7 protein-coding genes are annotated in these 9,543 nt (G+C 30.8%); 1 reads left to right on the top strand and 6 read right to left on the bottom strand.

All coding sequences use genetic code 11. The features are described from left to right. Window positions 1-230: 230 nt before the first annotated feature. The 4 genes from xerA to ACN0WB_RS11325 form a co-directional block, all read right to left on the bottom strand. Window positions 231-1,274, bottom strand: a complete 1,044-nt coding sequence (gene xerA, locus ACN0WB_RS11340; RefSeq protein WP_417431860.1) for a site-specific tyrosine recombinase/integron integrase — start codon at window positions 1,272-1,274, stop codon at window positions 231-233. A gap of 625 nt (window positions 1,275-1,899) precedes the next feature. Continuing rightward, complete coding sequence (locus ACN0WB_RS11335) at window positions 1,900-3,948, bottom strand: M16 family metallopeptidase (protein WP_417431858.1); 2,049 nt, start codon at window positions 3,946-3,948, stop codon at window positions 1,900-1,902. Window positions 3,949-3,958: 10 nt separating this feature from the next. Next, a complete protein-coding gene (locus ACN0WB_RS11330; protein ID WP_417431856.1) occupies window positions 3,959-5,272 on the bottom strand; it encodes a M16 family metallopeptidase in 1,314 nt (437 codons plus the stop codon). A gap of 118 nt (window positions 5,273-5,390) precedes the next feature. Further along, a complete protein-coding gene (locus ACN0WB_RS11325; protein WP_417431854.1) occupies window positions 5,391-7,979 on the bottom strand; it encodes a BamA/TamA family outer membrane protein in 2,589 nt (862 codons plus the stop codon). On the opposite strand from ACN0WB_RS11325, the gene ACN0WB_RS11320 reads away from it, so the two are divergent. Further along, on the top strand, window positions 7,965-8,693 hold the full coding sequence (locus ACN0WB_RS11320) for a TrmH family RNA methyltransferase (RefSeq protein WP_417431852.1): 729 nt from the start codon (window positions 7,965-7,967) through the stop codon (window positions 8,691-8,693). The two genes, ACN0WB_RS11325 and ACN0WB_RS11320, sit on opposite strands and share 15 nt — an antisense overlap. Window positions 8,694-8,722: 29 nt before the next feature. Here ACN0WB_RS11320 and ACN0WB_RS11315 read toward each other — a convergent pair whose 3' ends face one another. Together ACN0WB_RS11315 and ACN0WB_RS11310 are read right to left on the bottom strand one after the other, a co-directional pair. Beyond that, window positions 8,723-9,220 (bottom strand): phosphoribosyl-ATP pyrophosphatase, encoded by a 498-nt coding sequence (locus ACN0WB_RS11315; protein ID WP_417431850.1) that lies wholly within the window; start codon window positions 9,218-9,220, stop codon window positions 8,723-8,725. Between the two features lie 3 nt (window positions 9,221-9,223). Further along, on the bottom strand, window positions 9,224-9,532 hold the full coding sequence (locus tag ACN0WB_RS11310) for a phage holin family protein (protein ID WP_417431848.1): 309 nt from the start codon (window positions 9,530-9,532) through the stop codon (window positions 9,224-9,226). Window positions 9,533-9,543 lie beyond the last annotated feature (11 nt).

Raw genomic sequence — 9,543 nt, 5'->3', positions numbered from 1 at the left:
CACCACCAATTATTGCAACGTTCTTATCACTAAGTAAATTCATTTGTTTGTCTGTATCTATTCGCATTGTCATTCAAAAATGGCACATAACTTGTTTATATGTATCATAAAATGATACATATCCACCCAAATTTGGTGGTATATGTATCACAAGTATGATACAATATTTTTATCAAATATAAATAAAATTGGATTCATTTGTATATTTTTTGCTAATATATTTTTAATAATTACAAATCATCAAACGGGCTTTTTATTTGCTGCAAATTTTTCGTACTTACATGGGTATAAATTTCTGTTGTTTTGCTACTATTATGTCCAAGGAGTTCTTGAATGTAACGCAAATCCGTTCCACTTTCTAATAAATGGGTGGCGTAGCTATGACGCAACCAATGCAAGGTTACTGGCTTTTGAATATTCGCTTTTGCCAATGCTTGTTTTAATACATGTTGCAAACTCTGTTCAGAATAAATCGTCCCAACTTCTTGTCCTTCAAAAAGATAAGTTTGTGGCTTATAAAGTTTGTAATATTCCCGCAACAATTCTAAAATTTTTGTTGATAAAGGTGTAATTCTATCTTTTTTCCCTTTTGATTGGCGGATAATTACAATATTTCTTTTGGAGTCTATATCATGTGGTTTTAAATGTAAAAGCTCACTTCTACGGAGTCCACAGCTGTACACTAAACTTAACATCACTTTGTGTTTTAAATTACGATGTGCTTCCAAAATGGCTTTCACCTCTTCTTTGCTTAAAACATTGGGCAGTAATTTCTCTTTTTTTGGACGGTGTATTTTTTCAATTTCAATTTTCTTTTCTCTCACCGTGGCAAAATAAAGTTTAATAGCACTTACAATCTGGTTTTGATAAGAAGATGAAAAACTATTTTTCAAGATATAATCATTGTTATATAAAATGATATCTTCATTCGTAATCTCAGAAATATTCTTTTTTCTAAAATAAATAAAAAAAGAGCGCAATGCCTCAGAATAGGTTTTGATTGTGTTGGGACTATACCTTCTGGAAGAAAGCCAATTTATAAATTTTGTAATTTCAAGAATGCCTTCTTTTGAGGGCATCAGATCTATTTTTTGCGCAATTTTAAATCGCTCTCGATTTTCGAAAGTATCCGGTAGATGCCATTGCTTTTTTTGAGGATCCCATCGCGCATCCTTTATGAGTTTTATTCGCTGTATTAATTCCTTATCTTTCTGGAATACTACTGCAATTCGATCCGTATTATGGTAATTTATTAATCTCGCTTTCCAAATCATAATGAGAAGTTTGTGAGGGATAAAGTTATTTAATTTTTAAAATAAATACTTGATGATGACTTTACGAAAGTTTTAAATATAAAGTTAAATTAAATCTTTTTACAAAATTTATCACCTAAAGAATTATTACAAATTCTTTTTTCAGAAAAGTTTTCTTCTGCACAAATCCATAACAACTCCATAATAAGTCCATAGCAAGTCCATATAAAGTATAGATTTGTTATGGATTTATTATACTTTATTTTTAGATCTATATACTATAAAACCTTAGCAAAACCACTAGAAATTCCTTATAAAAATATTACTTATTTAGTATTCACGTTTTGCATTCGGAATGTATTTGATTAAACTTTGGTCTTTGTTCTTTTTAAAAATCTTTCCTTTTGCCATTCAGAGGAAGGAAGAATTCATCAAATTAAAAATTTTCCTATTCACTCAGAGCCTTTCAGAAAGAAATAATTTGCCTCAACTTAGCCGCGGGTGAAGCGGCATCCCCGCCGCGGCGGGATACAGCGGAACACGGGACGTATTTTGTGAGAAGAAAAAATAGTGTTGCTCCTAAAAATCTAATAAAAAAAAACGACACCTTTCGATGCCGTTTTTTATAAATTACAAAAGCATAATTTTATTTAAAATCTGCATCTGTCGCTTTGTTTAATTCATAGGAAGTAACGTCTAATTGCATATCTTGTCCCATTTGGTTTATTTTCATTGTGAATGGAAATTTCACGCCATCTACATCTTTGTAGTTAGAATAAAAAGTAGGAGTTTCCATTTTTTGTCCCTTCATTTCTGTTTTTTTTATTTCTTCGTTTTTTAAACCTGTTTTTACATCGTAATAATAGGTAACGTTTGGTCCGTTTACAACATAAGAATCTTCACCATTTACTTTTTCTATCCCACCCAAAGTATAATCTTTAGAATTTGCAAAAGTAAGTTCCGGGAAAATTTCTTTTTGTTTTGCATAAGAAGTTACCATTTCTGCGGGCATATCTTGTTTGTTTCCCATTGCCATTATATAACCTTTGGTTCCATCAAAAGTTATTTTCTGTACCACATTTCCGCCCATAGAAACTTCTAAATTATTTTTGCCTCCTTTTTCTTGAATATTTTTTATATTCAATTCCATTCCTTGCAATTTGGTAGTTGCATTAAACATAACTGATGTAATTTTTGCTGCTTTATCTTTCCCACCAATTGCAGCAAGATAATTATCTCCCACAGTTGCTAAAGTAACTTTAGAATCTACTTTTTTTACTTCTGGTTTTGCGGTTGGATTTGCGTTTGCATCAAAATATTTTACTGGGTATCCCAAAGTTTCAAGTTTGTCAGCAAATTGACTGGTTTTGCCTGCCACAAATATTCTCATATTATTTGGCTTGATAAAATCACTTGATGCTTTTTGAACTTGCTCAATTGTTAAAGCATCTACAGATTTCAAATAATTAGTGTAAAAATCGGAAGGTAAATCTTGTGTAATAGAGTTTAAAGCAAATCGCGCCACAGTACTTGGTCTTTCTAAAGACATTATAAAAGTTCCCTTTAATTTTTCTTTTGCGTTATGCAATTCTTCAGGTTTAATAGTTTTAATTCCATTAATTTCTGTCATAAATTCTTTAATCGCTTGGTCTGTAACTTCACCGCGAACGTTGGCTGTTCCACCAAAATTTGAATCGTATTTTGAAGTATCCAAAGAAGTATAAGCGCCGTAAGTGAAACCGTGTTTCTCACGAAGATTCATATTTACGCGTGTTTCTAAACTTCCGCCTCCTAAAATATAATTGGCTACAGTTGCTGCAAAATAATTAGGATCTTTCATTTTTAATTGATGCAGATTTCCTAATAAGATTACAGATTGCGCTGCAGTTGGGACATCTACAACATCAATTTCCGTATTGGGAAGATTGGAGAATTTTGGTAATTTTTGAAATTGATAATCGGTTTTTTTCCAACCGTCAAAGGCTTTCTCAATTTTATTTTTAACGTCATTGAATTTCACATCACCAATTACAACTAAATACGCGTCTTGAGGAGCATAATATTTTTTGTAAGCGGCTTCTACATCTTGAAGTGTAATGGCGTTAAAAGATTTTTCTGTAGCAAACTCTCCCAATGCAGAATTTTTCCCATAACTTAAAGCGTTAAAAACTTTGTTTCCAATTGCTTGCGCGCTTTTTTCTTCCGTTTTTAATCCTTCAATGGCTCTTGCTTTAGATTTAGAAAGTTCTTCAGCAGAAAATTTAGCATCTATTGCACCATTCGCAAAAAGACTTAATATTTCTGGATAATATTTAGACAAACTATTCGCAGAAGCACCACTTGCACCATAATTAATGGAGGCACCCAAATAATCTACTTTTTTATTAAATTCATCTTTGCTAATTGTAGAAGTTCCACTTCCCATAAGATCTGACATAATTGTACTTAAGCCCGCTTTTTCTCCTTCAAATACTGGAGGATGATCAAAACTTAAAGTGGTATTTACGCGAGGTAATTTGTGATCTTCTACTACCAAAACTGTTAAACCATTTTTTAATTTAAAAGTTTGTGGTTTTGTAATATTTACTGTTGGAGTGGGTCCTGGTTTTGGCTGTTGGTTAAGATCTATAACCTGTGCGCTTATAAAGCCAGAAATTAAAAATAGGGCTGCAATACTATATATTGATTTTTTCATAGTTTTAAAATTATTTTTTTTCTGGTAAATAGTTTATAATAACTCTTTGGTTGCTGTTTAAATATTTTTTTGCAGCGTCTCTTATATCTTCACGAGTAATTCCTCTGTAGATTTCTATTTCTTTGTTAATTAAATTGGTGTCGCCTTGCAAAACGTGATAATTAGCCAAAGAACTTGCAATTCCTTCAATACTAGAATTAGAATTTACAAACTGATTTTCAAATTGGTTTTGAAGTTTTTGATAATCTTCTTCGCTAATTAAATCTGTTTGCAATTTTAAAATTTCCGCATCAATATCTGCTCTTAAAGTACCTTCCGTAGTTGCTCCCATCGGAATTGCGAAAAATGCAAAAACGCTATAATCTTCTTCGCCGATATTTACCGCTTGTACAGCCAAAGCTTTTTTCTCTTGATCTACTAATTTTTTGTATAAAACTGAAGATTTTCCATTACTTAAATAAGAAGAAACCATATCTAAAACTTTTGCATCACGAGTTTTATCACCTGGTGTTCTATAAGTATAAAGATAAGCTGGTAACTGAATATTGGGATCGTAATAAGTCATCACGGTTTCCTGTGTGATAGGATCTTCTTTCGGAAAATTTCTTACAATTGGAGCTCCTTTTGGAATTGTTGAGAAATAATCACTAATCCATTCTTTGGTTTTATTGATATCAATATCTCCTGCTACAACTAAGGTTGCATTATTTGGTATATAATATTTTTTAAAGAAAGTTAAAAACTCTTCCAATTTAGCAGAATCTAAATCTGCTACTTTACCAATAGTCGTATTTTTGTAAGGATGTTTTTTAAATAAACCTTCCTTAATTGCGGTCATAATATTACCATAAGGTTGATTATCTACACGCAATCTCTTTTCTTCTTTTACAACTTTGTTCTGCGTATCTACACCAATTTGGTTAATTACAGGATGTCTTAAACGTTCCGCTTCCATCCAAAGTCCTAATTGCAAATTATTAGAAGGAAAAGTTTCGTAATAATAAGTTCTATCGTCGGTTGTATTTGCATTATTGGTTCCTCCATTTGCACCAACAATTTTCATCCATTCACCGCGTTTGATGTTTGGTGTTCCTTCAAAAAGTAAATGTTCGAAGAAATGCGCAAAACCAGTTCTGTTTTCAATTTCATCTTTTGCACCTACGTGATACATCACAGAAGTTGTAACAACGGGCGCTTTATTGTCTTGATGTAGAATCACGTGCAAACCATTTGGCAAGTCGTATTCTTGAAATTTAATTTCCTGAGCTTGTGAAATTGCTCCTAAAAGAAGCAAACCCAAGATTGAAAAGGATTTTTTAATCATAATTTTTTATTATTTCTATGTTCTATAAGTGTGGTATTTATTAAGAAAGTTACAGAATGAAAAACATTTTTCCATTTTTTAAAAATATTTAATAAAAAGAATTTTGCGTGGATTAATTTTAAAAAGGATATCCAAATGCAAAGTTTAAAGTGGGTTTTAAAGGTTGAATTTTACTAAATCTCCATCTTTCGCCTTCCGGTTTATTTGGATCGTAAATTTTATAAGCCAAATCTAAACGAAGAGTAATATATGCTACATTAATTCTTAAACCAATTCCACTTCCAACTCCCATTTGTTTTATGAATTTGCTGAATTTAAATTGATCGCCCAATCCGTTGTCTTTTAAACTCCAAATATTTCCTGCATCTGTAAAAATAGCGCCTTCAAACATTTTTGTAAAAGGCATTCTGTATTCTATGGAAGTGGTGAGTTTTACATTATCAAGAAAATAAGAACGCACTCTTTCATCTAACTGAGAATCTGCAGGACCTAAACCGCCAAAAGCTGTCCAAGCACGAATATCATTAGAACCGCCATTAAAATAAGATCTTACGAAAGGCATATTTTCTGAGTTTCCATAAGGAATTCCAACGCCGATTAACTGACGTAAAGCCAAAGTGTTTTTAGAACCATTTTTCATTGAAAATGTAAAATATTTACGGAATTCTAAATCAAATTTTGCAAACTGAGAATAAGGGATTTTAAAAATAGTTTTGGTATTATCTCCAAAAATATTATTTGTGTTTTTGCTCCCACTAAAAAGTGAAAATAAGTTCCCAGCTAATTCTACTTTTGCATTTAGATAGAAGGGATTTTCATATTCTTTTTTTCCAATTTCATTATATGTATAATTATAAATAAGTGAGCTTATTAGGACATCTTGTGTTTGGCGCTCTTTATTAAATAAACTTTGTACAAAGTTATTGTACGTATTTAATTGATCTGGATTCAGTGTTTTTGCAAATGCAGGATCACTATAAATAATGGCAGAAACTTCATCTTTACTAATTTGTCCATTATCTAAAGCCGCTTTTATAGAAGGATTTGTAACAAAATAGAGATTAAAAATATCTTCTCTAAAACCAAAGTCTGCAGGGAAATAATCATAATATTTATCTTTATTTTGTGTTAAACTTAATTGCGTATTAAAAAGCGAAAGCCGATGCGTAACGCGATCATCAACATTTGCAAAATAATTTAAACCACCATTAAAATTAATTCTACCCAAACCAATATTGTTTTGCACAGATGCACCCAAAGATATTGAAGAAGTAGGAGAGAAACGTTTCGGAATTAATTTCCAGTAAGTAAATGGCAATAATAATCTTGGAAAATTTAATGAAAATTGGGTGGAAAGTTCGTAAGCTAAACTTCTTTTTCCTAAATCTTTAGAACTTCTGATTGAACCAAAAGTTCCAGAAATACTGGAAGATAAATTTTCTGCACCACCAAAAATATTTCGACTCGTTAAATCAACAGATGGCGAAATTCCAAAATTTAAGAGCTGACTGTAATTAATATCTGTCGCTATTTTTAATTCATACTTTGGTAGCGGTTTTAAAAGATATAAAACGTCCAATATACTGTCATTTGGCGGTCTTTTTCCTCCATCTCGTAATTCTATTTTAGAAGATAAAATATTGAAGTTATTCATCGCCAATAAATTTCTTTTGGTTAGATCTAAGTTTTTTTGATCATATATTTCACCAGGTGTAATTGTAATTGGACGCCACAAAGCACGAGGTTTATATTGTTTGCCAATTCTATGGATATTTATTCCTCGCAAACTATCTGTAGTGGTGTTTACAGGATAATCTTTTACATTTTCTACAATAGCAACGTCAATTTTACCGATGGTTGTTTGTTTATATGCAGAATCTATTTTCATTGTCACAGGAACTTGTTTTCTGCTATTTAAGCTATCTGCAACGAAATAGATTTCTTCATTGGTATTATTAAAAGTGTAATAGCCTTTTTCTTTCATTAAATCATTAATGCGTTTTACTTCATCTTCTAATTTTTCTTGATTTAAAATTTCACCCTGTTTTACAATACTTTTTTTAATCTCACGCTCATAAATTTCTTTAATCTTCGGATCTTTAATATCATAAAAATATTCGCTAATAAAAGTGGGGTCTTTGTGCAAAATAGTATAATCTACTTGTGCTTTTTTTGCCGCAGAATCTAACTCGTGTTTAAATTTTACATTGGCGTCCCAATAACCATGAAACACCAAATATTTTCGAATTTGATTTGCGCTGGTTTGTGTTTTCCCTTGATCTAAAATTACCGGCGCTTGTCCTAAAGAATGAAAAAAGCGATTCCAAAATAAATTTTTTCCTACATATTCGGGATGATCGTATTTAATGAAAAGCGAATCTCGAAGATTTTGATTTCTCATCGCATTCGGATATGTCATATATTCATTAAGAATACTGTCATATTTTGGATTGGTAAGATTGTACAACCATAAACTTGTGGGAAATAAAAATAAAGTTTTTTTGTTTGGTTTTTGACTAACTAAATCTGGGATTTGATCGGCGTAAATTTTACCATCAAGATATTTAAAATTATTTTTAGTTAATAGAAATTCACCAGCTGGGACTTTTTTTGCAGCATTACAAGCAACAATCAAGGACAATACAGTTGCAGAACAGATTAATAAGTAATACTTTTGGAGATATTTAAAAAAATGCTTTCGTCTCATAAAATTAAAATTATTCAGTCGCTGGATAAAAAGAAGTTCAGACAAAAATACAATTTGTTTTTGGTTGAGGGTAACAAAATTATCCAAGAAATTCCGAATTCTGCCTTTAAAATTAAGGAAATTTTTTCTTTAAATTTAGAAAATCTTAAAATTAGAAACGTAGAAAGTTCTTTAATTTCTCCCGCAGAATTAAAAAAAATAAGTTTTCTGCAACATCCAAAAGATTCTTTGGCTTTGTGTGAACTGCCTTTAGAAAGTCCGTTTCAGGAATTTAGTAAACAAATTATTTTAGATGGAATTCAAGATCCCGGAAATTTAGGAACTATAATTCGTTTGGCGGATTGGTTTGGAATTGAGCAAATTATTTGCAGCGAAGACACGGTAGATTATTTAAATCCGAAAGTTTTAATGGCAAGTATGGGAAGTTTTTTGCGTGTGAAAATTTGTTATAAAAACTTAGAAGATTTTTGTGCCGAAACAGAAAATGCAAATCTTGGAACTGATATGAAAGGGGAAAATATTTATCAATTCCAATTTCCAGAACGATTTAATTTAATTTTAGGAAATGAAGGCAAAGGAATGAGACCTGATACTTTTAAAAATTTGCAACATAAAATTACAATTCCAAGATTTGGAAATTATCAAAATACAGAAAGCCTTAATGTTTCTATGGCAGCAGGAATTATTTTAGGACATATTTTCTCAAAAAAATAAAACCAACTAAAAGAGCTGGTTTTAATATTTTAGATAAGCTGTTCTAAAGAACTTACTCTATTGTTTTTCTGAAATTCTTCCAGCTTTTCCCGAGTAAATTTTAAAATAGTGGGAACTAGATAAACAAGGGCTAAACCAATTATTTTCTTTTTCCAGCTACTATTATTTAGATTTTTTTTAGCGTAATTTCCCACTAATGCAACAATACCAATTTTTATAGCATTTTCTGCAATGCTTGTTCCAATATCACTTTTTACAAAATCCAGCAGATTATTTTTATCAATTATTTTGCTTCTCACTTCTTTGGAAATACTATTTACGATTCCTTTGGTATTTAAAGAAACCGTACTTTCTCCGTCATCATTTGTTTCTTCTTTCAAAAAAGAGTCTGTGAAACCATGCGTTAAAACGCTTAAACTTTCTTTGGTATTTTCAAAGGTTAAAAGATCTTCAATATCAAGAATATCTTTTTTCAGAAGTGCTTTTTTTCTGCGAAGTTCTTGCAGACTTTCATATTTATTTGCCATGATTTAATCATCTAAAGATTCAAGTATTTTATTTGCTACTCTATTTTTTATTGAGTTTCTTTTTATATAAAGAACAATTAAAACCAATAAATAAAAACCAGCAACAATTAATAATCCGTATCCGTAATTATTAAGGTAAGATCCAATTAAAAACCCCAAACCAAATAAAAACAGAATAATAAAAAATAAAGCCGAAAGAAAAGCGAGAATTAAGAAAGTAAACATCCCAATTAGAGTTACAGTTTTCTCCTGAATTTCCATCTTTAGTAAGTCGGCTCTTTTGTAGGCATATTCTTTTAATAAGTCGAACATCAGTAAATTTT

The organism is Halpernia sp., from assembly GCF_048269545.1.
Lineage (GTDB): Bacteria > Bacteroidota > Bacteroidia > Flavobacteriales > Weeksellaceae > Halpernia.
The sequence above is the reverse complement of the archived record's forward strand: the minus strand, read 5'-3'. Positions and strand labels throughout refer to the sequence as shown.

What these genes read in the sequence shown, in the direction of transcription:
- ACN0WB_RS11320 (WP_417431852.1), top strand. Translation starts at nt 7,965, where the DNA reads ATGCTTTCGTCTCATAAAATTAAAATTATTCAGTCGCTGGATAAAAAG.
- ACN0WB_RS11325 (WP_417431854.1), bottom strand. Translation starts at nt 7,979, where the DNA reads ATGAGACGAAAGCATTTTTTTAAATATCTCCAAAAGTATTACTTATTA.
- ACN0WB_RS11315 (WP_417431850.1), bottom strand. Translation starts at nt 9,220, where the DNA reads ATGGCAAATAAATATGAAAGTCTGCAAGAACTTCGCAGAAAAAAAGCA.
- ACN0WB_RS11310 (WP_417431848.1), bottom strand. Translation starts at nt 9,532, where the DNA reads ATGTTCGACTTATTAAAAGAATATGCCTACAAAAGAGCCGACTTACTA.
- ACN0WB_RS11335 (WP_417431858.1), bottom strand. Translation starts at nt 3,948, where the DNA reads ATGAAAAAATCAATATATAGTATTGCAGCCCTATTTTTAATTTCTGGC.
- ACN0WB_RS11330 (WP_417431856.1), bottom strand. Translation starts at nt 5,272, where the DNA reads ATGATTAAAAAATCCTTTTCAATCTTGGGTTTGCTTCTTTTAGGAGCA.
- xerA (WP_417431860.1), bottom strand. Translation starts at nt 1,274, where the DNA reads ATGATTTGGAAAGCGAGATTAATAAATTACCATAATACGGATCGAATT.